The sequence below is a fragment of the Paenibacillus sp. JL3B1040 genome (genome assembly GCF_057063165.1).
Map to the genome: position 1 here is coordinate 4,778,427 of NZ_CM169317.1, position 21,077 is coordinate 4,799,503.

Annotated in this window: 21 protein-coding genes; 4 read left to right on the plus strand and 17 right to left on the minus strand. The window is 53.2% G+C overall.

Going from position 1 to position 21,077, the window contains the following annotated elements; genetic code table 11:
* Positions 1 to 6: 6 nt before the first annotated feature.
* From ACZF99_RS21870 to ACZF99_RS21900, 7 genes are all read right to left on the minus strand, one after another.
* Positions 7 to 654: a response regulator gene (locus ACZF99_RS21870; RefSeq protein WP_483612890.1), complete on the minus strand. Its 648-nt coding sequence runs from the start codon at positions 652 to 654 to the stop codon at positions 7 to 9.
* Positions 635 to 1,717: a sensor histidine kinase gene (locus ACZF99_RS21875; RefSeq protein WP_483607080.1), complete on the minus strand. Its 1,083-nt coding sequence runs from the start codon at positions 1,715 to 1,717 to the stop codon at positions 635 to 637. Before ACZF99_RS21875 ends, ACZF99_RS21870 begins: the two co-directional genes overlap by 20 nt.
* Positions 1,718 to 1,736: 19 nt before the next feature.
* Positions 1,737 to 2,387, minus strand: a complete 651-nt coding sequence (liaF, locus tag ACZF99_RS21880) for a cell wall-active antibiotics response protein LiaF (RefSeq protein WP_483607081.1) — start codon at positions 2,385 to 2,387, stop codon at positions 1,737 to 1,739.
* A 112-nt stretch (positions 2,388 to 2,499) separates the two neighbouring features.
* Positions 2,500 to 3,201, minus strand: a complete 702-nt coding sequence (locus tag ACZF99_RS21885) for a PspA/IM30 family protein (RefSeq protein ID WP_483607082.1) — start codon at positions 3,199 to 3,201, stop codon at positions 2,500 to 2,502.
* A 3-nt stretch (positions 3,202 to 3,204) separates the two neighbouring features.
* The gene (locus ACZF99_RS21890) at positions 3,205 to 3,705 is read right to left on the minus strand and encodes a PspC domain-containing protein (protein WP_483607083.1); all 501 of its coding nucleotides are present in this window, start codon (positions 3,703 to 3,705) and stop codon (positions 3,205 to 3,207) included.
* 5 nt (positions 3,706 to 3,710) lie between these two features.
* A complete protein-coding gene (locus tag ACZF99_RS21895; protein ID WP_483607084.1) occupies positions 3,711 to 4,385 on the minus strand; it encodes a PspA/IM30 family protein in 675 nt (224 codons plus the stop codon).
* Between the two features lie 63 nt (positions 4,386 to 4,448).
* Positions 4,449 to 4,745, minus strand: a complete 297-nt coding sequence (locus ACZF99_RS21900) for a hypothetical protein (RefSeq protein WP_483607085.1) — start codon at positions 4,743 to 4,745, stop codon at positions 4,449 to 4,451.
* Between the two features lie 157 nt (positions 4,746 to 4,902).
* Here ACZF99_RS21900 and ACZF99_RS21905 point away from each other — a divergent pair, with 157 nt between their 5' ends.
* Complete coding sequence (locus ACZF99_RS21905) at positions 4,903 to 5,046, plus strand: hypothetical protein (protein ID WP_483607086.1); 144 nt, start codon at positions 4,903 to 4,905, stop codon at positions 5,044 to 5,046.
* A gap of 598 nt (positions 5,047 to 5,644) precedes the next feature.
* On the opposite strand, the gene tnpA is transcribed toward ACZF99_RS21905, so the two are convergent.
* The 7 genes from tnpA to ACZF99_RS21940 all read right to left on the minus strand — a co-directional run bounded on the left by tnpA (position 5,645) and on the right by ACZF99_RS21940 (position 12,141).
* The gene (gene tnpA / locus ACZF99_RS21910; RefSeq protein ID WP_240268557.1) at positions 5,645 to 6,118 is read right to left on the minus strand and encodes an IS200/IS605 family transposase; all 474 of its coding nucleotides are present in this window, start codon (positions 6,116 to 6,118) and stop codon (positions 5,645 to 5,647) included.
* A 182-nt stretch (positions 6,119 to 6,300) separates the two neighbouring features.
* Positions 6,301 to 6,675: a monovalent cation/H(+) antiporter subunit G gene (gene mnhG / locus ACZF99_RS21915; protein WP_483607087.1), complete on the minus strand. Its 375-nt coding sequence runs from the start codon at positions 6,673 to 6,675 to the stop codon at positions 6,301 to 6,303.
* A complete protein-coding gene (locus ACZF99_RS21920) occupies positions 6,653 to 6,940 on the minus strand; it encodes a Na(+)/H(+) antiporter subunit F1 (protein WP_483612892.1) in 288 nt (95 codons plus the stop codon). The genes mnhG and ACZF99_RS21920 overlap by 23 nt, the downstream gene beginning before the upstream one ends.
* The gene (locus tag ACZF99_RS21925; RefSeq protein ID WP_483607088.1) at positions 6,940 to 7,425 is read right to left on the minus strand and encodes a Na+/H+ antiporter subunit E; all 486 of its coding nucleotides are present in this window, start codon (positions 7,423 to 7,425) and stop codon (positions 6,940 to 6,942) included. The genes ACZF99_RS21920 and ACZF99_RS21925 overlap by 1 nt, the downstream gene beginning before the upstream one ends.
* A 42-nt stretch (positions 7,426 to 7,467) precedes the next feature.
* A complete protein-coding gene (locus ACZF99_RS21930) occupies positions 7,468 to 8,943 on the minus strand; it encodes a Na+/H+ antiporter subunit D (RefSeq protein ID WP_483607089.1) in 1,476 nt (491 codons plus the stop codon).
* Positions 8,936 to 9,274 (minus strand): Na(+)/H(+) antiporter subunit C, encoded by a 339-nt coding sequence (locus tag ACZF99_RS21935; RefSeq protein ID WP_483607090.1) that lies wholly within the window; start codon positions 9,272 to 9,274, stop codon positions 8,936 to 8,938. Before ACZF99_RS21935 ends, ACZF99_RS21930 begins: the two co-directional genes overlap by 8 nt.
* The gene (locus ACZF99_RS21940) at positions 9,265 to 12,141 is read right to left on the minus strand and encodes a Na+/H+ antiporter subunit A (RefSeq protein WP_483607091.1); all 2,877 of its coding nucleotides are present in this window, start codon (positions 12,139 to 12,141) and stop codon (positions 9,265 to 9,267) included. The genes ACZF99_RS21935 and ACZF99_RS21940 overlap by 10 nt, the downstream gene beginning before the upstream one ends.
* A gap of 567 nt (positions 12,142 to 12,708) precedes the next feature.
* On the opposite strand from ACZF99_RS21940, the gene ACZF99_RS21945 reads away from it, so the two are divergent.
* The 3 genes from ACZF99_RS21945 to ACZF99_RS21955 are packed head-to-tail and all read left to right on the plus strand — an operon-like array spanning position 12,709 to position 14,542.
* Positions 12,709 to 13,122, plus strand: coding sequence for a hypothetical protein (locus tag ACZF99_RS21945; RefSeq protein WP_483607092.1), 414 nt, complete (start codon positions 12,709 to 12,711; stop codon positions 13,120 to 13,122).
* A gap of 27 nt (positions 13,123 to 13,149) precedes the next feature.
* Positions 13,150 to 13,641 (plus strand): cation:proton antiporter regulatory subunit, encoded by a 492-nt coding sequence (locus ACZF99_RS21950; protein ID WP_483607093.1) that lies wholly within the window; start codon positions 13,150 to 13,152, stop codon positions 13,639 to 13,641.
* A 49-nt stretch (positions 13,642 to 13,690) separates the two neighbouring features.
* The gene (locus ACZF99_RS21955) at positions 13,691 to 14,542 is read left to right on the plus strand and encodes a YitT family protein (protein WP_483607094.1); all 852 of its coding nucleotides are present in this window, start codon (positions 13,691 to 13,693) and stop codon (positions 14,540 to 14,542) included.
* Positions 14,543 to 15,327: 785 nt separating this feature from the next.
* Here the strand turns inward: ACZF99_RS21955 and ACZF99_RS21960 are convergent.
* The 3 genes from ACZF99_RS21960 to ACZF99_RS21970 form a co-directional block, all read right to left on the minus strand.
* Positions 15,328 to 16,170: an aldo/keto reductase gene (locus tag ACZF99_RS21960; RefSeq protein ID WP_483607095.1), complete on the minus strand. Its 843-nt coding sequence runs from the start codon at positions 16,168 to 16,170 to the stop codon at positions 15,328 to 15,330.
* Positions 16,171 to 16,624: 454 nt separating this feature from the next.
* Positions 16,625 to 18,655 (minus strand): glutaminase family protein, encoded by a 2,031-nt coding sequence (locus ACZF99_RS21965; protein ID WP_483607096.1) that lies wholly within the window; start codon positions 18,653 to 18,655, stop codon positions 16,625 to 16,627.
* Between the two features lie 54 nt (positions 18,656 to 18,709).
* Positions 18,710 to 21,028: a hypothetical protein gene (locus tag ACZF99_RS21970; RefSeq protein WP_483607097.1), complete on the minus strand. Its 2,319-nt coding sequence runs from the start codon at positions 21,026 to 21,028 to the stop codon at positions 18,710 to 18,712.
* Between the last annotated feature and the right edge of the window lie 49 nt (positions 21,029 to 21,077).

Here is a 21,077-nt window from a genome sequence, read left to right on the forward strand (position 1 = left end):
GCAAAATCACTCCGCCAAACCGTTTTTATAAGCGTATATGGCCGCTTGGGTACGATCCTCAACCCCCAGCTTCGCCAAAATATTCGTGACATGGAACTTGACCGTTTTAATTCCGATGATGAGCTCATCGGCGATATCCTGATTGGATTTGCCCTGGGCCAGCAGGCGCAGAACGTCCATTTCGCGTTCGGTCAGCTCCTCGTGAGCCGGTGCCTCCACCTTCGGCTGGCGGAACCGGTTCATCATCTTGGAAGCGACTTGCGACTCCAGTACCGACTGGCCGCGGGCCGCGGCGCGGATTGCCTCGGCGATTTCGGAAGCGCGCGACGTTTTGAGCAAATAACTGAAAGCCCCGGCCTCGATAACGGGGTACATCTTCTCGTCGTCCAGATAACTGGTGAGCACAATCACCTTGCTGTCCGGATGCAACGCGAGCAGTTGCCGGGTGGCTTCAATCCCGTCCATCCCCTCCATAACCAGATCCATTAGCACGACATCCGGCCGGTATTCCTGCGCCAGGCGGATTCCCTCTTCCCCGCTGCTGGCTTCCCCGACGACCTCGATGCCGTCTTCGGTGCCGAGTACCGCCGCCAGGCCGATTCTCACCATTTCATGATCATCCACAAGCAGTACCTTAATCTCCTTGTCTTCCATCTCCATGGTTGACCTCTTCCCCGCTTTCCTCATTAAATAGTGGCACAGTCATATCAATTCGCGTCCCCTTGCCGGGCGCGGTGATAAACTGAATCGATCCGCCGATCTCATGAATGCGTTCCTGCATGGTGGACAAGCCGTAGGAAGCCTGCTTCTTGTCGTCCAAATCGAACCCCATGCCGTTATCGCGCAGCGTTACCTTGACAGCTTCGCCCCGGCGGTGAATCCGAATCTCCATCTTGTCTGCCTTGGCATGTCGCAGCGTATTGGACATCGCCTCCTGAATGATGCGGAACAGATGGTTTTCGATTCCCTTGCCCAAGTTTAAATCCTCATCCATCTCCAGCGTCAAATCCATCGGCACCTTGGTTTTCAGCTCCTTGACCAGGTCGCGCAAACCTTGGGACAACTCCTTGCCTTCCAGATAGACCGGCCGCAAGTGCAACAGCAACGCCCGCATTTCCGACTGGGCGACGGAAGCCATTTCTTCGATGAGCTCAACCTGCCGCTGGGCCTTGTCGAAATCCTTTTCCAGCGTTCTTCCCACGGCCGTGGCCGTCATCGAGATGGCGAACAACTGCTGGGAGACGGCGTCATGCAACTCGCGCGCAAGGCGCTGTCGCTCCTCCACGATGGCCGAAACCCGGGCTTGCTCGGCCAGTTGGGCGTTATGCGTCGACAACCGCTGAAGGGAAGAGACCTGATCCTCCCAGCGTTTGCCGATCCGTTCCAACTGCTCGGCGAGTCGGCCCAGTTCATCTTCGCCGAGCTTCGGAACGCTCCCGGTTTGGTTGCCTTTCTCCCATTGCAGGAGCGCTTCGCGCAGGCCGTCGATCTGCCGCTTCGGGCGATACCCCTGAATCAAACCGTAAGCCGCTCCGATGATGACAAGCAGCGACAGCAGCGTAATGCCGGCCTTGATGCCCGTTCTCCAGGACGATTGAGGTTGAATATACCCGTATGTGTACAGCACGTAAAAGGTGGCCGCCATCATAATAACAGACAGGAGAATCCCTCCGCGCATGCTGCGGGATACCATATTGCTCGTCTTTCTGGATTTCATGCGGGACGTTCCTCCTGTCTCAAGTTAATCGTATATCGACATCTCCTACAAGATAGGAAATGATGATTTTCACTTTTTGGTCACGGAGCTCGTAATTCGGCGACTTCCAATACAGCCGATTGAGCATTCCCGTTTCTTTGTCTTGGCCGAAATCGATTTGTCCGAACAAGACAAACGCCTCGATCTCCACCCCGTAATCCTCCGGGATCACCAGATCGACATCGGCGACGATCCCTTGGAACATGAGGACGTTATGCCCTCCTTCCACCATCGCCAGCGACAAATCGATGTCGAGTTCCCCAACTACATGCCACATGCTCGTATTCCGCAAGCTCCACGGATCGCGATCCCACCGAATGCTGGAGGTGATGTTCTGCTTCTGCACATAATTGCCTTGGGGCTGAGTTTTGCGAATCTTGGCGTAATAGTAGCCCAGCGAGATCATCAGAATCGCCAGGACCAGCATGAAATGATCAAGCAGGATCATCCCGCCGCCGATCGCCAGTAAGATATAGCCGGTTTTGACCTGCTCTCCCTGCCGGATCTTATAAATGCCGAACACAAGAAAAAAGAGGGCGACAATCGTGAAGAAACTCAGCCACTTCCCGAAAATCAACAGTACCCCGAATCCAATCAAGCCGATGGCTAAGAACCTTTTCCGCGTATCCATGCCGCACCTCCCTGCAGGTTCATAGAGTCGTAAAAAGCCATAACGGTATGGGACCCCATACCGCATGGCTTCACCAGTATTTAGAATATCACAATGTCCGGCGGACGTGTAGTTATTCCTTGTTTTCCTCGCGGGCCGCGGACGGGTTCATTTTCGCTTTCAGCGCTTCAAGCTGCGCATCCACTTTCAACTGCTTCTCGGCATCCGCCGGGCTGATGTACGTGGAAGGCGAGGTTCCCCGATAGACAACGCCGGCCACTTCGGCTTCCGCTTCCATCTGCATGATCTTCTCTTCCATCCGATGGAAACCAAGCGAAGCATTGCCGCTTTCGATCGTATGCAGGCTGCTGATTTGCGACATTTGCTTTCTGGCCTTCGCCATTTGCGCACGGCTTACCAGCTCGTTCCGTTTGTTACGCAGCTTGTAGAATTCGTCTTTCATCTCGTGCAGTTGCTGTTTGAGTTCGGCTGCCTGAGCTTCCGACTGAGCATGCAGCTCGGCGAATTCCGTTTGCTTTTGATCGTAATGGATTTTCTCTTCCAGCATTTTACGGGCTACTTCTTCCTGACCATTGCGAAGTGCAATTTCGGCTTGAGCTTCACGCTGCGCGGAAATGCGAGCCGCTTCGTCCAGACGCTGCTTCATCCGGCGCTCGTTGGCCATTTGCTTGGCCACCGTCACCTCGGCGTCGCGAATTTCAGCCTCCATATCACGCAGGTACTGGTTGAGCATGACAATCGGGTCTTCCACCTTATCCAGCAAATCGTTTACAGACGCTTTCGTAATATCCTTAATTCTTTTGAATACTCCCATGTTTTACACTTCTCCCTTCTCGTAGTCGGAGAGCTTCTTCCGCAGCTCTTCCAGTTCTTTTTTCATGGCTTTCTTTTCGATATCTTCCATCATGGAATCCAGGTTGGAAGCACCCGGGGCCGCTTGAAAACCGGGTCCCGGAGCGCCCGCGCCATATTGCGGCGGCTGGGTTCCGTAAGTATTTCCGTTTGGAGCTCCGTAGGGCGGGCGGGCACCGAAGCGGGGATCCTCGTAGAAGTCCCGGCGTTTCGGGTCATAACCCGGCTGAGGACCGGCGCCCGGCCATCCGCCGTTATAATACGGATCGTGAGGCGGATACGGCTCCTTGGAGATGACCAAGGTTGCGATACAGTAGATGAATATCGTCATTCCGCCGGTGAAGAAAATGCTGAGAATAGCGATCAGCCGGAGCATGCCGACGTTAATGCCGAAATATTCGCCCAGCCCGCCGATCAAACCGCTAATCCAGCGATCCCGTCTGGAACGGTACAAAGGTCTTCCCATCGATCTTACTCCTCTCCCTGGTTATTCAGCTTCTGCTTCAAGCGGGAGAGCTCCTGTTCCAGAGTCGATTGGATGGCGGAGCCGGCTTGGTTCAAGAATTCCGAACCCGCTCTCCGCAAATCGCGCAGGCTGCGGGCTTCCCATTCCATATCGGACACCCGATCCTCCAAGCGATGGAACATCTTCGGCACGTCCTGCACGCCGTAACCGCTCATCCGCTGGTTCATCCGCTGCTGTAAACGAAGCGTCTCCATTCTTGCGTAGTAGTACTGACGTTTGCTGTAAACGACCTGATATTCGGTCTTCAGTTCATTCAGTTGGGCTTCCAATTCCTGCAGCGATTCCAAGCTTTGCGAGTACAATTCGGTGTATTGCTCAACCTTTTCCTCGTACAGCATCTTCTCCTGCAGGGCCAGCTTCGCCAAGTGCTCCTCGCCCGCTTTCAAGGCGAGCAACGCTTGTTCCTCGCGTTTGTCGCGCATCACCTTGGCCTGATCCACTTGCTGCTTCATCTGCTTCGCGTGGCCGCTGTATTGATGATGCAGCTTCTCGGCTTCGGCGATTTCCTGCCGCGTTTCGATCAAGAACTGGTCGATCAATCTGACCGGGTCCTGGGACTGCTCCAATTTCTCGTTCAAAGTCGCTACCGTAATATCTCGTACCCGACGAAATACGCTCATGACACCCTTCCCTCCTAACCTTTCGGTCCTCATTTCATGTTATTCTGCTTGTATACAATCAAATCAGTAACTCCGTCTTCCTCTTAAGGAAGAGATACCGTATACGATTAATCCGATACCCACCAGCGGAACGATCAGCCAAGCCAGCTTGGAGATCAGAGAAATGACCCCGAAAATCAGCACCAGCCATCCGAAGAAGGCGTTCCCCCGGCGTATCCCGTAATAACCGAGACCGATCATGACGATCGCGATCACCAGTCCGAACAGGCTGCCCAGGAAAGGAGTCAATTTGCCGAGCAGAATCAGGGCGCCCAGGGCAATTAGTACAATAGCGAATACATTCGGTCGATTTGTTCTCATCGATATATCACCGCCTCTCATTTGATCAACCTTATGTCTCTATTCTAGGTGGATTACGGGTTTTCCAAAACGGACCCCGGACGGTTTTTGAACCTAGACCTAAGTCGAGGATGCGCTCGGCCTGAGGGTTCACAGGCCGGAGGGCCTCATATCGAAGATGACGCGGCTTACGAACGGAGCCCGACACCGTGTGTTCACGGAGGTATGGAGCAGTGCAGAAGCCCCTGCCGCCTCGCTGCAAGATGAAGCCACGCGGGCGACGTTTCAACGCGCCATGCCGCTGATCGCCGGCGTGGAGTAGTCGATTCCGCTCCGCCCCGTTGGCGGGAAAGGCATCAAGTAGGCCGCTCCCGGCCTTCCCCGCTTTCCGCTTGGTGGAGGGAGTGGACGGCAGCGGCTCACACGAAATGCAAAAGTGCAGCTCTTTTTCGCCAGTGGGCGCCAATTCGGCCGATCAAATGCAAAAGTGCAGACGATTTTCGGCAAATCGCCTCTTCTCCCAGATTCATCCCCAAATCAAATGCACTTTTGCACTTCACCCGCTATGAAAGCGAAATCTGCGGAAAATCACCTGCACTTCTGCAGTTGGCTTGGCACCGACTGGGAAGGAGCAGACCGCTCCCCCGGATTCGTTCCCGAATGCAGAAAACCATTCCCGTTCTCGAGAAATATCCGTTTCAGTACCGTATTCTCCATATCCTTACCTTATCAAATTTCTGAAATAGGGTAGTAATTTTATACTTTTTTATATGTTGAAAATCATAACCACCCGTCCAACGGGTGGTTTGCTCTTGGGGTATAACCCCCTGTTGCCAAACTGCGCCTAAAGACGCTAGCCTGACAATAAAATTGTTCAGGCTCAGTGTATTTTGTCACCTTCACTTACCAGTTAAACTGGTTTACTTCTTCTTGCCACCGTTACTGCTGAACGGATCTTCATATTCTTTTACACTCAGCTTATCCATCGCCTGGTCGTGTACTTCTTGTTCACGAATATACTTTGCTACGGTAGCTTCATTCAGTCCCACTGTACTCACATAATATCCCTCCGCCCAAAATTTTCGGTTCCCGTATTTATACTTTAATTGGGCATGTTTCTCAAAGATCATGAGGGAACTTTTTCCCTTCAGATATCCCATGAAAGATGACACGGATATCTTTGGTGGAATGGCTACCAACATGTGTACATGATCCGGCATCATATGACCTTCTAGAATCTCCACGCCTTTATACTTACATAGACGTTTGAAAATTTCGATCAAGTCTTTCCTCACTTGATTATAGATTTCTTTCCGTCTATACTTCGGGGTGAACACAATATGGTATTTGCACATCCACTTTGTGTGAGCAAGACTGTAGTTCTTGTTTGCCATCTAAGACCATTCCTTTCATTGAGCCTGAACATCTCAATTTTATCGGGATGGTCTTGTTGGTCAAACCCTCGTTCCCTCCACCCGCATAGCGGGTGGTTTTTTGTTTCGCACGCTTCGCGTACTCAACTGGCTAAAGCCTAAATAAACTGACACCGGTCAGTACCGGTGCCAGTCCATTCCTTTCATTTTGGCGCTGAGCTTTGGCGGTCAAACTCCTTCTTCAGGTCGTCCCGAACGCTTTGCTCCCATAAGGGGACTCCGCTGCGATAAGCAGCCCTGCCGTTCAAATGCCCGGCAACAGGAGCAGTAACAAACACAAACACAATGCCAAGAAGCAGCTTGGCGCTTGCATCGGCATAATCCAAATAAATCAAGAAGTAAAAGAAGGCCGCACCCAGAATAAACAATATACCCAGCGTCGTGCTTTTCGTGGCCGCATGCGAGCGTAAGTAAGTGTCAGGAAGACGCAGAAGTCCAAAGGTGCTAAGTGCACTAAGAAGCGCACCGAGTAGCACGATAATCCCAATCAAAACTTCACCTATTTTCGTGATCTCCATCTTCGAAGACGATCCCCCTTTCGATAAATCTAGCCAATGAGGCCGTACCGATAAATGTAAGAATGCCAATTAGCAAAATGATATCGATATAAGCCTTCGTTTGCTGGAGCATGGAAAAAACAGCGATCATCGCCAGCAAATTGATTCCGATGGAATCCAGACTCATAATCCGATCGGGCAGCGACGGCCCCTTAAGCAACCGAAATAAGCAACCGAAAATGGACAAGGACAGGATAACGAGAGCTAGATACAGAAAAGTCGACATCACTTGCGCGTCACCTCCATAATCGCCCGTTCAAACGAGCCGCGGATCTGATTAACCAGGAGCTCCGCATCTGCTACATCCATGGCATGAATATATAATGTGTTCGTATTCCCCTCCGATGAAACCTCGAGCGTGAGCGTCCCCGGAGTCAGCGTAATTAGGCAGGACAACAACGTGAGCTCCCAGTTGCTCCGTAGCTCGGTTGAATAAGCGAGGATTCCCGGGCGGATGTTCAACCTCGGACGAACGATTTGCCGAATCACCGTAATACTGGAAATAACCAATTCTTTATTAAACAACATCAACAGCTTCAGAATTGCCCAAACCTTTTTCACATAAAAGTCGTTAGGCCATATCCGTCTGAATAAGCCGATTAACACCAGTCCGATCACAAAACCGACCAGAAATCCTGAAGCGGACCAGCTGCTATTCAAGAACATCCAGATGACGGCAATTAGAAGGTTAAGCAATATTTGCAGAAACATACCATCTACTCCTTATTCAAAATATCGGTCGGGCCACTAATTTTACCTCTTTAGTACGGCTTCCACATATAAATCAGGAGTTACGAGGATATGCCCTGCTTGCGATACGAATGTATTGACCGCTTCGGCACCTAGACCGATCCCGACGAGCAGCACAAGCAAGCCGGAGGTAATAGCCAATAAGCCTTTAAAACTCTCCTCGCCGGTTTCGCTGCGCTTTTCTTTCCCAAAAAAAGCCCCGATAAACACTCGAATTAAGGAATATAAAACCAACAGGCTTGAAAGGACCGCTACTGCGGTCAACAGATAATTTCCGGATTCCAGGCCTCCGCGGAGCATCAGCATTTTTCCCGGAAAACCGCTGAGTGGCGGTACTCCGACGAGTGCCAACGTCACGATGAAGAACAACCATCCGAGCAATGGATAACGCTTGATCAGACCGCCCATTTCCCTTAAATCATCCGTCCCGGCCGCTTTGATCAGCATGCCGCCAAGCAGGAACAATAGCGCTTTGGCCAACATATCGTGCAGCAGGTAAAAAATCACCCCATCCATCGAGGCTTTATTTCCGACGGCGATCCCAAAGCCGATAAAACCGATACCCAGGATCACGTTATAGTTAATGATCTTGTGAATATTGGTGTAAGCAACGGCGCCGATTCCGCCGAGAACCATCGTCACCATCGCCATCAAGCCGATCCCGTCACGTATGAGGTCCGGTTGATAGGGGAAGAGGAGCGTTACCGTCCTTACGATGGCATATAACCCTACTTTGGTAAGCAAAGCGGCGAAAACCGCTCTAACCGCGGTAGGAGGCGCACTATACGAACCGGGAAGCCAAAAGAACAGCAGTAGACCTGCCTTCAGCGCGAACACAGTCAATAACATAACGGCAATCACCGTCAAGATCCCCGCTTGTTCGAGCTCCGCAATTCGTACGGACAGGTGAGCCATATTCAGCGTCCCCGTTACGGAGTACAAGTAAGCTACGGCAGCGACGAATAGCGTGGAAGAGACAATATTGATCAAAATATACTTTAGGGTTTCCCGCAGTTGGCGTTTGGTCCCACCGAGTACAATCAGAGCATAGGAGGCGATAAGCATCACTTCAAAACAAACAAACAGATTGAACAAATCCCCTGTCAGAAACGACCCGCAAACGCCCACGATCAAGAACTGAAAGAAGGGATAGAAATAATAGCGCTCCCGATCCTGGCCGATCGTCCGAAAGGCATATAACAAGCAGGCCAAGCTGACAACAGAAGTGGACAGCACTAGCAGAGCAGCGAACATGTCCGCTACAAATATAATCCCGTAGGGTGGAAGCCACCCCCCCATATACAGGGTTTGAATCCCATCAAGATGCACCTGGCGCACGATCAAACAAGATACCACGAGATGGGCCAGCGAACCGACCAAACTTATCCAACGCTGAAGCATAATCCGGTTATGGCCAAAAATCAACGCCACCGCGGTGAGCAAAGGAATGATCAGCGGAAACACAAGCAGATTATTCATCCTCTTCCCCCCTTAGCTCCTCCATATCATCTGTCCCCAGCTTCTGATAGGCCTTATAAGCCAAAACGAGAAAAAACGAAGTAACTCCAAAGCTAATGACGATCGATGTTAATATGAGTGCCTGAGGAACAGGATCAACATAGGATGAAGCGTTCTCCCCGAGAAGTGGAGCCGCTCCGTTTTTCAACCGAGCCATCGTAAGCAGAAGCAGATGAACGCCATGCGTTAGCAAAGACGTCCCCAAGATGATTCGAAGCAGGTTTTTGGATAGGATGAGATACACCCCGACCATAAACAAAATGCCTACGGTCAAAGACATGATCAATTCCATGACTTTTTGTCCCCTCCTATCGATAATATGATCGTCATGGTTACGCCCACTACCGTCAAATAGACACCAAGGTCGAACAAGACAGCCGTTGCCAATTCAACATCGCCCAGAATCGGCAAATGGAAGTGATCAAAGGCGTGAGTCAAGAACGGCACATCAAACAAAAGTGAACCCAGGCCGGTAAGATAGGCGATTAGCAGCCCTATAGCGATCATTTTGCGAAAATCAACCGTAACAATATTGCCCATTGTCCCCTTCCCAAAAGAGAGCGCCAGCAATACCAGTGACGACGCCGTCATCAGTCCGCCTATAAACCCGCCGCCGGGATTGTTGTGTCCGGCCAAGAACAAAAATAGGGAGAAGATCAAGATAAGAAAAACAGTTACCCTAGAAGTTGTTTTAAAAATCACGTCATTGCTTTTGCGGACTGGCCTTGGTTCAAGGTTCCCATACGAAAGCTTAACTCCCGGGTGGTCAGATGCAAGACTAAGACGGATCATTGAAAAGATGGCCAGTGCGGCAATTCCTAATACAGTAATCTCCAGCATTGTATCAAACCCGCGGAAATCCACGAGAATCACGTTAACCACATTATTACCGCCGCCCAATTCATAACTATTCTCCAGGAAATAATCTGCGATCGATGCAAATGGCTTGACGCCCCCCGCACTAAGAGCGATCAGCGTCATCATGACACCAACCCCCAGTGAAATCATAAATCGAGTCAGTTGAAATCTCTGGCTGTTTTTCTCCTTCTTCAGTTTGGGCAAGTGATAGAAACAGAGCAAAAACAACGTTACGGATACGGTCTCGACGATCATTTGAGTTAACGCCAAATCGGGGGCCCGGAAAATGACAAATAGCAACGTCACCATATAACCAACGGCACCCGTCATGATGATTGCGGCAATCCGCGAGGAAGCAAACGGGACGGACAAGGCGGAAATCGCCAGTACGGCCACGATAACCATCTCATACAGGGTTACCGAAGAGTAATTCTCCATATTCAGCGAAAAGCTCTGCGTTGCAATCATGGTCCCCCCAAGAGAGGCGATGAGGAATACAAAAATATACATCAGATAACGCCGGACCGAACCGTTCATGTAACGGTCTGTCAATCGGCGCGACGATCGCTCCATTCCGCTTAATCCCAGGTCATAAACCCGATTTAACGTAAACGAACGCCCCCAAGTCTCTCTGATTGAACGGAACTTTCCATATCCGACATAAAGCAGTACGCCAGCTACGATGACACCGAGGGTCATAAACACTTCCGGCGTCCAACCGTGCCACATGCTGATGTGAACCTCAAAGTGCTCACCGGCTGCAAGCAGTCCTGGATGCACCGCAGCGACTGCAGGAGCGATTAAGGTGTGCGAAAGAAAGTTAGGGTACAAACCAATCGTGACCGCCAATGCAACCAGGATCACGGGAGAAATCAGCATGCCTAGCGGGGCTTCATGCGGTTTTTTCTCAAGCTGGTCCGGTTTGAATTTTCCCGTAAACGTCTTGAATACGAGCACCATGCTGTACCCGAACGTAAATACGCTTCCGATCCAAGCAATGACCGGGAACAGGATGCGGAAAGTTTGAACATTCCAGATATCCAAACTCAAAACGTTCAACATTCCGGTGAAGAACATTTCCTTGCTCAAAAATCCATTAAACGGTGGAATACCTGCCATGGAAAATGCGCCGATTACTGCGATCGTAAACGTAATCGGCATCAGCGACATCAAGCCTCCGAGCCTGCGTATATCGCGGGTACCCGTCTCGTGATCCACAATCCCAACAACCATAAACAATGAGCCCTTAAAGATCGCGTGGTTAATGATGTGAAAAATAGCGGCGGTCGTAGCGGCGGTATATAGCATGCTGTTGCCGGCTACCGCACCGCCCGCTGAACCAACGCCCAGCAAAGACATGATGAGCCCCAATTGACTTATGGTAGAAAAAGCAAGCATCCCTTTTAGATCATGCTGTTTAATCGCTCGAAACGAGGCGAAAATCATCGTGAACAAGCCCACGGCAGACACCAGCCAAAACCATGTGCCGCTCGCCCCAAAAACAGGCGTTAACCGAGCAACCAAATAAATCCCTGCCTTGACCATCGTGGCTGAATGCAAGTAGGCACTGACCGGGGTCGGTGCTTCCATAGCATCCGGTAGCCAGATGTGGAAGGGGAATTGCGCCGACTTTGTGAATGCACCGAGCAGTACGAGGACGAGAGCAAGAACAAATAACGGATGGTCAAAAACCACCCCATGCTGTGCAATGATTCCTCGAATACTAAAGGTTCCCGTCATCACGTAAAGCATAAGGAAGCCGGTCAACATGGCCAGCCCCCCGAATACGGTGATCAGCATCGATTTTAACGCCCCGTAACGCGACCCTTCTCTCACATGCCAGAAAGAGATCAACAGAAACGAAGAGATGCTGGTTAACTCCCAGAAACCATACAAGACCATGAGGTTGTCGGAGATGACCACACCGAGCATGGCCCCCATGAACATAAACAAGAAGATGTAAAAGCGATGAACCGCTTCTTTTTCTTTATCCATATAATAAATGGAATACAACACGACAAGAGCGCCCACACCGGTAATCAATAAAGCGAACAGCAGGGCCAAACCGTCCAGGTAGACCGAAAAATCGATGCCGAGCGACGGCATCCAAATCATCGTGGCAGAATAAGGCTGTCCCTCGCTGATCCCGGGAATATGGGAGAGAAAGTACACAAACAACAAAACCGGCAGCCACAAAACAAACCATCCGGTATGGATACGGCTCATCTTTTTCATGCGGATGAATGGGATTAATGCGGCAGCCAAAAATGGCGCCATGATAACAGCATGAAGCAGCGACAAAAGAATACCCTCCAGTCCTCACAGATGTTCTTGATCTTTAAGTGTTCCCAAATTTCGCTATCAAATTACTTCATTACCGTACCTCCAATATTCCTAAAAATAGATAAAAGGAGCCCCAAGTGGCAGGCTCCTCCGGTTAACCCTTAATTAAATTTTCGCAAATTTCCTGTAATTAATATAACGGCTTTCCATTCCCTTGTAAAGATCTATCCAGAAGAGTTTGTATACCTTCTGCGCTTATAGGGGATCACTTAATTATCGAAAGGAGTGATCCCATGCTAAGGAAAGCGTTCGTTTGCTGCTTCATTTTTCTCATTGTTTTAGCAGCAGGCAATTGGTTGGCGCGTAGTGTTCGGTCTTCGCATGCGGAGTTCAGGGTTCATGAAGCTCCAAATCGTCCGTTTCGCATGCAGGTCGAGCCAGTGTACCCATTTTTTCCAAGAGAATATATACGAATCTCTGAATCGGAACGAATACAACGAGAAATCCTACCCTTTCACTTTGAGAAATAAGGTTGCGTATGCTATCCTTAAATAAGTTACGATGCCTTTTCGGGAGGGATGAGCCATGAAGAAGCATAACCGGTACGTAAGCCTTACAGCCACCGTTTTGCTTGCCTTCTTCATGGCAATTTTCTTTTCTGCATCTTTTCCTTTTCCCTCGCATGCAGAAACCGGGGATAGAGACTTCCACAAGCCGGATTTTCACAAATCCTATAAAGTCCCGTCACGACTACACAAGATTTCATCGCACGGCAAACGGTTTGCGGACAGAATGACCCCTCTCCCGGATCCGGTCTACGCATGGGTCTGCCTTATGCTGTATATTACCCAGGTGCGTTTTCGTCCATTTTATGGTTGGCTTTTAAAGAAGCTGCTGCTGTTGCCGCTAAAATTCACCAGCAAGTTTGTGGCGCATCACGTGGCTTGCTCCGTTTTTGACGAACCGGTGCGATCTTACAGACCCAACATGCTAACATGAACCTATTTATATTGGAGGCTAGAACAGATGAACCTCAAAGAAGACCATTTGCCGGGAATCGGAAAAAAATTCTCATTTGAAACGCGAAGCGGAGATCACTTAACCATCATCCTCTATGATGACGGAAGACGCGAGATTCATCATGCTGAACGAGATCATCCGGAGAATAGCATCTCTAAGGTGACTCTGGACGAGGATGAAGCCAAATACGTATCCGCGGTTGTTGGAGGCGTAACTTATAAACCGACCGCATTGGACAATATCGAAGTGGCGCTCGGCGATTTGGCGATCGAATGGTACAAACTTGATCCAAATTATAAGGCGATCGGAAAAACGATCGGGGATTTGCGGATTCGTCAACGTTCAGGAGCGACGATTATAGCGGTCATCGAGAAAAACCATACCAAACATATCAATCCTGGGCCGAATTTGTTGCTAACGGCCGACGCCATAGTAGTCGTACTTGGCGAACGGCTCCATCAACAGCAAATCAGGCAAATCCTGTTGAGTGGAAAATAGGAAAACCGCCTGCCCCTGATTATGGGTTTCCGTTAAAGGAGGGGTCGGTTTGAAACACCAAATAAGAGTCCGTACCTCCCAGCGTTTCCGTGGCGGCAGCAGGCGGTTTCTTCCGCCGTTGGGCCGTGCTGCCGGCATTATTGCCGGCGCATTGCTGGCTTCCGTCGGCTTGGAGTTGTTCCTGATGCCCCACAGCATCGTTGTCGGAGGAATGACCGGTTTATCCGCATTGCTGGCGTTAAAGACGGAAATGCGGCTTGGATTGTTCCTGTTCTTGCTGAACCTGCCGTTATTATTTCTCTACCGCAAAAATATACATTGGTCCTACGGGATCTTCACCGTGATCGGGGTATTGGTATTTTCACTGGGGACGCTTGTGCTCCATCCATACTCCTCCCTAATCGGCGAGCCGCTGCTGGCGGCGCTGATCGGGGGAACGTCCCTGGGACTCGGGCTTGGCTTAGCCTTACGTTTTGGAGGGGCGCTGGACATTGCGGAGAAAGCGGTGAGACAATTCCAATATGGCAGACTGTCCCCGGAACGGGTTCTGCTGCTGCTGAACTGCCTGATCTTGATCGGTGCGGGCTTTCATTTCGGCTTTCTGCAGGCCCTCTATTCGGTCATCGCCTATCTGTCCGCCTTCGAAGCCGTCAAGCTTCCGGTACAAGGCGGCCTCTTCACCCAAACGGTGCGGATTAAGAGCCGGCATTGCCCCGACATCCAGAGGGAGCTGCTGCGGTATCTGAACCGTTCGGCCGTCTACCGACAGGAGCCTGGGGAGGCCGGGAACGGGATGGGCATTCTGGAATGCCGATGCCACCGGCTGGAAAGGTCCCGCTTGATTTCCGTCGTGCAGCAATGCGACCGCGAAAGCGAAATCACGGTTCATTCAAGGAAATAACCGAGCGAGCCCAGGGTTAAGTTAAGCCTTGCGGCTCGTTTGATTTAGGGGACTTTTTTTAGCTCCCCGGCACCGTTCTGAAATCCGCCGGTTCAAATAACCGGGAAGATCCGACTGCCGCAGCTCACCGCTGGATTCTCGCGGGTAACGCTGCGCCGGGGCAGGACCGCAAGAAGGAAAGGATGCGGCACCAGCTTCCCGGGGATTGACGCAAAGCGGCCGGATGGAATAGGTGAATATTCCCCTTTCCATCCGGTTTTTTTGCTTGTAGGTAGGGCAGTGGCGTGATGTAGGTACTGAAATACCGTGAGCATGGCGAAAGACTGAAGCAAACATAAATTCGGAAGAAATCGAAAGAAAATGGCCAAGCTAATTGGAAATCCTCCACTTCAATCTGACCCATTTAGACGATCGGCAGATACTAAGTGGATTTTCTACACCTAAATTGTGGGGATTTGTTCGAAAACCGCTATAAATGGGCAAAATAAGTGGAGGATTTCCAACTAATTCCCTCGAAATTTCACTTTTTGCTCGAAATAGATGTGCTTTTTCCACTTCCTCTTGCCTCCCATGCCATGTGATGGGACGCTACTTCCCTCCTCCACCCTACCTCATGCCATGCCCCCAGTCCTCTCACTCTATCCACACTATTTTTTACACGCTATTTTCGAACGTTATTTTCCGGATCGTTTCTACTATTGATGCCATCGACCAAGCGGAAGGGGTGCTGTACGACTTCTCGTACAACATTCCGGCATGAAGCCGTTCGCCGGGCAGGCCTTACTTTAAAATTCCTCGTAAACCGCCGGATCCTGGTTTCTTAACCGTCCGTCCGGGCGGGTTAATCCGGAGATCCGGCCCATTTCTCCTTCGTCCAGCGTAAAGTCGAAGATCGAGAGGTTCTCCAACTGGCGAACGGCGGAGGCCGATTTCGGGATGGACACGGCCCCCAACTGATAATGCCAGCGCAGAATAATCTGGGACACCGTCTTCCCGCAATGGTCGGCGATTTGCCGGATGGCCTCGTGATTCAAGACGTCGTTGCCGTGGGCCAGCGGGCTCCATGACTCCGTAACAATTCCGTTCGCTTCGTGGTATTTGCGCAGCTCGGCTTGATTAAAGAACGGATGCAGCTCAATCTGGTTTACGCTTGGCGCCACACCGGTTTCCCGAACCAGCCGGTCCAGGTGGTCGGGCAAGAAATTGCTGACCCCGATCGAGCGGACGAGCCCCCATTTTTTCGCGTCGATCAACGCCTGCCAAGCCTCGACATAATGCCCCTGAATCGGATTGGGCCAATGGATCAGATACAGATCGTAGAAATCCAACCGCGCCCGATAAAGCGATTCCTGAATCGCCTTCACCGCTTTGTCGTACGTGTGGTAGCGCCCGGGGAGCTTGGACGCGATGACGAGCTCTTCTCTCGGTACTGCGGAACGCCTTACGGCTTCGCCGACGGTCCCTTCGTTCTCATAGTTATACGCGGAATCGAGCAGGCGGTAGCCCGACCGGATGGCGTTGACGATCGACTGCACGCCTTCGCTGCCGCGAAGCCCGTAGGTGCCCAAGCCGACCACGGGCAGCTTCACGCCGTCGTTCAGCGTAATTTCCGGAATAATTTGACCCAACATGAACACTCCTTTCGGATAGGTACTCTCAGGTTATCATATCCCGTCCCGAATTTCATATCGAGGGGGAGAGGCCGGTAGAACGGTATACGAAAAAACGAACAGAAATCGCCAAAAGCGGTGATTTCTGCGCAATGTGTATGAATTATCGTACAGATCAAGGAGAGCTGAATCTGAATTACACGATATCATCGAAATAACTGCGTAGATGCAGTTATTTCCTCACATCCTGATCTAAACGGCTAAATAGCAGCGTAGATGCAGTTATTTTTCATGATTTTGAGAAAATCGGCCTTTTCCTTGGGAATACCTGCATTCTCGCAGCTATTTCAGGAAAAACCCGACAATCGGCGAAAATAGCTGCACTCCTGCAGTTATTAATCTGTCAGCTTTCCGGACGGGACGAACCGTGATACGGGCGAGCTTTATCCGTTAAGACTGTCGGATCGTTAAGCTAAGCTCGGCCCAACCCGCGATCCTTCAATAGCTGGATAAACAAGCCGCCAACCACGGTTCGGTGCTGGAATCCGATCTGCGCCGACGTCTTCGTGTCGTACCAATCCGTGAACGGTACGCGGTCCCGCGTTTCGTTCAGGAAATCCCAGAGCGGTTCGATGATCCGCCGGAAATCGTCGCGACGTTCCGCCAGCGCTCCGGCCCATACCAACCAATCGGCCTTCGTGTACGCCGCCCGATTGTCCAGCGGTGTCCCGTACCGCTCCTGCTTCTCCAGATACCAGTCGACCTCGCGGCGGATCATCTCCTCCCCGAACAAACCGGTCCCGAAGATGCCATCCCAGACTAGGTTGTATTTTAAGCTCCAGGTACCCGGCTGACCGAAGGCCAACACGGTATGGCTGCCGTCGCTCGGATCGGCGGCCAGCCCTTCCCACTTGCGGGCCATGTCCGAAGCGGCCCGGCGATAACGCTCCGCCTGCTCCTCTTCGCCCAGCATCCCGCATAACAGTCCGTAGCTGGCAACGCCCATGACCGCTTTCGCCGACAGGTTGGCGTTACGGGCCAAATGCCCGGCAAAATCGTCGGTGCACAGCTGATGCTCCGGATCGAGCCCATGCTCCACTAAGTAATCGGCCCACCTTGCGAGCAACCCGCGATGCTCCCGCACGAAGTCGATGTTCCCGTCCGCTTGCGTGACCGCGGCCGCCATAACAAGCATGTTGCCGCATTCCTCCACCGGCATCTGTGCCTCCAACTTGTTATCGCCGTAAACTTGACCGTTGGCGAGCGGGTATTGGCCGACATCATGCGGCGCAAATTCGAACGTCCAGGCGTCGCTGGCGGCGTATTTGAAGATCGGCCGCATCATGCCGCGAACCAGCTCGGGCTGGTACAGCAGGAACATCGGGATCGACGGGTAGCTCACATCCACCGTGGCCATACAGCCGTTGCTGAAGCACTCCTTCGACATGAACAACACCTGCCCGTCGGGATCGCGGACCAGTTTATGCGCCGCCATCGCCTGCCGGTACGACAGGGACAGGATATCGGCGTATTTCTCCCCGCCGGCACGGTTCGCGTCTTCGCGCAGCTTCGCATCAAACGCGTCGCAGCGCGCCATAAGGTCCCGGTGGTCCCGGAACGCTTCATCCAGCAGAGCCGGGAAGGTTTTTCCGTCCTTTTTCCAATACGCCTCCAGCGGCCGGCCAAAATACTCGATGGCGTACACGTCGTCATAAGCCAGCACGATCAATTGGGATTTCTCGTCCGTTCCGGCTACTTCTCCGACCTCCCACACGCAAGCCATGACCAGCTCGGCATCCCGAACCGGCAGCGGCGGAGCGATCGGCGCCGTACCTTCGCTCGGCCGGATTTCGCCTTCCCGGACGAACTGCTTGCGGACCTGTGCCCGATCCAGATAAGTCCGCACGTCCGGCGCCTGCTTGACGGCCAGCATGAAGGTGCCCCAATCGATGCGCCGGTCGTCGCCCGAGGCATGGAGCGGATTCTGCTCGGCATGGCGGACCTGCAGCACGGCAAGGTCTCCCTGCACCTCTTGCTGCCAGACGATCGCCTGGTCGGTCTCGTTCACGCACCACTCCCCGGTTGCGTCCGCATAGAGCCGCACCTGGTGAGGCTGCCCGTCAAGGGATCGCACGCGAAAAGAGACATAGGATACCGGCCGCGATAGCAGCTCCAGATCGTCCGGCAGCAGCGGACTCGTGAAAGTCACGTCCAGCCCAACGCCCCCCGCCTCGAACCGGTAGCGGGTGGAGAGCGGCGTAACTTCGAGTCCGGTTTGGTTCATCGCCTCCGGCTCCGTATAGTAGCGCTCTGGATTGGGCTCGACGCGCCCGGCAAACCGCCAGGTCACGCCGTCGATGCGAATCAGGCCGGTGAACGCCTGCCTACGGCCGGTCCAATGGCGGGTGAAGTCGTCGGTCAGACGATCCGCCATTGACCAGACGCTGAAATAAGGATCGATGGTTACCAAAGGTACTGCGGGTGGACGTAATTTCGTATTCATCGGTTATCTGCCTCCCATGCGGATCTCGCGATCCTATCGTTATTCCTTCGTTACCTACTTCGTCACCGTGATGCGAGTTCCCCCGTCTCCATGCTCGTAGCGGATCAGCAGGGTGCGCGACTTCGCATCCCATTCGAATGGGAGCGGCGCGGCACTAGCCGGAGCGAAGCGATCCCCCTTGCCGGGGGCGACCACGCCCGTCACCACTGCGGGTCTTGCTTCGCAGCGGATCCGCGCCACGGCTTGCAGCGGGCGGGGCCCCTTGGCGGTAAACGAGATGTCGCGTTCATCCTCACGGAAATCCTCGATCCGCGAGGAGGCGGCGATCACGCCGGTGTCGGAACCAAGGCGGCCGGGCCCGGCGTATGCCAAGTCATAAAGCAAGGCTTGGCGGCCCGGTTGGACGATGATCCGTTCTCTGACGGGCAAGCCGGCCTCAAGCAGGTCGACGAATAAGCCTTCCAGCTCGAGCGGCGTTTCGCTGACCGACTCGGTCATGACGGAGGCGATCACGTACGGACCGCGGCGAAGGCGGAAATGGTTCCGCGGTTCCCAGCGGAGCGCGTCCGCCGCCGCAACCGGCTCTCGCGAAAGGGCGTGAGGGGCTGCCTGCGGCGTGGAGCGGCCCGCATTCGCCGAGCCCTCCTCGCTTCCCAGCAGCTCCATCGCTTCCCGTACCGCGGTACGGAATCGTTCCGCCGCTTCCGCGCTCTGCGCGATCCGCTCCGGCCGCATCGGCAAGAAGCCGACCAGGCCAGCGCCAACCCGGGTGAGGCCTCCCGTCTCTACCGTCCCCGCCTCGGCCCCGCACGGTAACCCGAGACATTCGAACAGATGGGCCCGCGGCGAAACGTAGCGCCGCCGTCCCTGATTCCACCACTCCCGGACCCCATGATACGGATCGCTATCGTCCCCGACGTAAATGAGCGCCCCGCCTTCCCGCACCCATTGGGCCAAGGAACCGTGCAAATCCGGCGATTCCGGCTTCATGAATTCATAGCTTAAGACCAGCACGCGGTAATCGTCCAAATATCCGGGGAACCGCCGAACGTTATCGAGCTGCACCGGCCGGACCGGCAGCCCGTGCTTGACGAGCGGCAGCGTCAGCCCGTAAAAAGCCGAGAAATTCAGCAGCTCCACCGCCTCATCATCCGTCAGCTTCACCTCGTTCGTCCCGTCGTATTTCATCATGAAGCCGGACGTCACCGTCCCGATCCGCTTCCGCTGGAACATCGCCGAGTCGGCCAGGAGCACGCCGGTAACGGCGGCATTGCCGTACATCCGGACCTCCTCCTGCTCCAGGTTCCCCAACGTATGCATCACGTTCAGCAGCATCGTCGCGTATTCGGCCGGAATCCCCTCTTTGCCGCTGCCGTCCTCGGACGGATACCGTCCCTCGAAGATCCGCCGGGGCCAGGGGGCCACCTCATAACGGGAAACCGCCGGATGCAGCAGCGAGGCGATCAGCGTCTTGACGTAGTTCTCGCGGTAATCGGCCCACGTCCGCTTCGGATCGTCTTCGATCGGATCGTGCAGGAACCACATGCGGCGCTGCGTCCCGCGCACCAGCTCCTGCATGATCCCGTATTCCAGGAACGCCGTCTCGAACGTCCGCTCCGCGCGTTTGCCTTCGTATACGTTGGCCGTGCGCGACGTCCCGGTCCAAATTTGGGCGATGTAGCCGTCAACCGTCGGCACGTCGAGCAGCCGGGATTCCGGACTGACGATCCGCCATTGGGTGTAGTTGATCAAGCTGTGCGTCGGCACGAAAAAACGCAGGGGCCGGTTGTATTTAACCAGCGAATATTCCTTTAACGCCGAGCAAATCCGGTCCAGACAGCGCGTATACAGGTAGGCCTTCAGCTTGGAGGCGCGGTATTGCGCGTCCTCCGAGGCATGGGGCGGCTGCCATGGCTCGTTGTAGTAATTTTGCCACTCGCGCCGGAACGCTTCGGAGTAGCCGCCCTCCACCCAAAATTCCGGTTCCTCCAGATGAATGGCTTCCACGCCAGCATCGACAGCCGGACGAATCCGTTCCACCAGAAAATCGGCATAACTGACAGTGGGCACCATATAGGGAATATCCTCCGAGGTCCCGTGGATAATCGTCTCGCCGTCCTGATATTTCTGGGCTTCGTCCCAATGGGAGCGGCCGTCCGTATGTCCGTTCAGATAGTCCTGATAACCGCCCCAGGACACCCCGGTCATCAGATGCACATGGTAGCCCCGCTCCGCCCATTCGCGGATGCGCCGGGGCATCGATTCGCCGATGCCGTACACCATCACAAAATCCGCCTGCACATCGTAAGAAGCGCCAAAACCGCTGCCTTCCTGAAATCCGGTTCGCTCTTCCGCCCTTGCTCTTCCCGTCATGCTGAAGCCCTCCCCTAAAACCTAGAAGTTTGATTGAAGCCGACATCCA

Excerpts from the sequence above, each read along its gene's own strand:
- ACZF99_RS21900 (WP_483607085.1), bottom strand. The coding sequence starts at position 4,745 with ATGAGAACAAATCGACCGAATGTATTCGCTATTGTACTAATTGCCCTG.
- ACZF99_RS21965 (WP_483607096.1), bottom strand. The coding sequence starts at position 18,655 with ATGAATACGAAATTACGTCCACCCGCAGTACCTTTGGTAACCATCGAT.
- ACZF99_RS21935 (WP_483607090.1), bottom strand. The coding sequence starts at position 9,274 with ATGGAATTGATCATGTCTTTGACCGTAGGCATTTTGTTTATGGTCGGG.
- ACZF99_RS21970 (WP_483607097.1), bottom strand. The coding sequence starts at position 21,028 with ATGACGGGAAGAGCAAGGGCGGAAGAGCGAACCGGATTTCAGGAAGGC.
- ACZF99_RS21920 (WP_483612892.1), bottom strand. The coding sequence starts at position 6,940 with ATGTCGACTTTTCTGTATCTAGCTCTCGTTATCCTGTCCTTGTCCATT.
- tnpA (WP_240268557.1), bottom strand. The coding sequence starts at position 6,118 with ATGGCAAACAAGAACTACAGTCTTGCTCACACAAAGTGGATGTGCAAA.
- ACZF99_RS21885 (WP_483607082.1), bottom strand. The coding sequence starts at position 3,201 with ATGGGAGTATTCAAAAGAATTAAGGATATTACGAAAGCGTCTGTAAAC.
- ACZF99_RS21905 (WP_483607086.1), top strand. The coding sequence starts at position 4,903 with ATGACGCGGCTTACGAACGGAGCCCGACACCGTGTGTTCACGGAGGTA.
- ACZF99_RS21945 (WP_483607092.1), top strand. The coding sequence starts at position 12,709 with ATGAAGAAGCATAACCGGTACGTAAGCCTTACAGCCACCGTTTTGCTT.
- ACZF99_RS21875 (WP_483607080.1), bottom strand. The coding sequence starts at position 1,717 with ATGAAATCCAGAAAGACGAGCAATATGGTATCCCGCAGCATGCGCGGA.
- liaF (WP_483607081.1), bottom strand. The coding sequence starts at position 2,387 with ATGGATACGCGGAAAAGGTTCTTAGCCATCGGCTTGATTGGATTCGGG.
- ACZF99_RS21925 (WP_483607088.1), bottom strand. The coding sequence starts at position 7,425 with ATGTTTCTGCAAATATTGCTTAACCTTCTAATTGCCGTCATCTGGATG.
- ACZF99_RS21870 (WP_483612890.1), bottom strand. The coding sequence starts at position 654 with ATGGAAGACAAGGAGATTAAGGTACTGCTTGTGGATGATCATGAAATG.
- ACZF99_RS21930 (WP_483607089.1), bottom strand. The coding sequence starts at position 8,943 with ATGAATAATCTGCTTGTGTTTCCGCTGATCATTCCTTTGCTCACCGCG.
- mnhG (WP_483607087.1), bottom strand. The coding sequence starts at position 6,675 with ATGGAGATCACGAAAATAGGTGAAGTTTTGATTGGGATTATCGTGCTA.
- ACZF99_RS21890 (WP_483607083.1), bottom strand. The coding sequence starts at position 3,705 with ATGGGAAGACCTTTGTACCGTTCCAGACGGGATCGCTGGATTAGCGGT.
- ACZF99_RS21895 (WP_483607084.1), bottom strand. The coding sequence starts at position 4,385 with ATGAGCGTATTTCGTCGGGTACGAGATATTACGGTAGCGACTTTGAAC.
- ACZF99_RS21950 (WP_483607093.1), top strand. The coding sequence starts at position 13,150 with ATGAACCTCAAAGAAGACCATTTGCCGGGAATCGGAAAAAAATTCTCA.